This is a genomic window from Campylobacter sp. CNRCH_2007_0968H (genome assembly GCF_025773245.1).
Lineage (GTDB): Bacteria > Campylobacterota > Campylobacteria > Campylobacterales > Campylobacteraceae > Campylobacter_D > Campylobacter_D lari_D.
In genome coordinates this window covers 1-793 of the sequence record NZ_JAKMTQ010000051.1, presented here as the reverse complement: position 1 = coordinate 793, position 793 = coordinate 1, and the positions used below count along the sequence as shown (strand labels likewise).

Below are 793 nucleotides of genomic sequence, written 5' to 3'. Positions count from 1 at the left end.
GTATACTTGAATAAAATTTTTTAGAAAAAATAAGGGTTGATAAAATATTTTTTAAAAAATAAGGGTTGATAAAATATTTTTTATTTTTTTTGGAAAATATACTACCTAATCTATATGCAGGACTAAAATAGATCAAATTTTTCCCATCTATAATATTAAATTGGTTTATTATTGAATTTTTTTGACATAGATATTTTGCTTTTACACCCATAGGATCTTTATTAAATAAAAAAACATTTAAACCTAAATTATAATATTGAAACACAAAAGTATTTATAATATTATTCTTCAAATCATCGTTTAAGTATGTAATATTCTCCAAAATTTTCACACATGTGATAATCCAACTAGCATAAATATAATATTTTTTAGCACTAATATAATTAAAATTATATTCTTTTAAAATATACTCCATAAACTTTGGAAAATTATGCCTATTGATAACTCCATCATGATTTGAACTGCTATTAGAACGCAAACGGTATTTATAGTATTTCTTATATAGAATATAAATTTTTTTAGATAATACAAAGGCAATTATACTAAAATGATGATCTTCTGCATAAATTCCACCAATAAAACGTATTTTATTATCACAAATCAACCTAAAGTTAATCATGCAATAGGTTATAGATGAAAAACCCCATACTTTCTCATTGTTAATTTGATATATAAGATCATCAAATGTGATATATTGATCTTTTGTATAGCACAAGTACTCTAAATCTGTTTTATGATTATCATAATTCCAAACATTTTTACCATCAATACCATCCAAAAATATTCCAAAATC

1 pseudogene is annotated in these 793 nt (G+C 22.1%); it reads right to left on the bottom strand.

What is annotated here, in order from left to right:
- Positions 1 to 778 (bottom strand): annotated as a pseudogene (locus L8Y18_RS08590) (hypothetical protein); the annotation flags it as partial.
- Positions 779 to 793 lie beyond the last annotated feature (15 nt).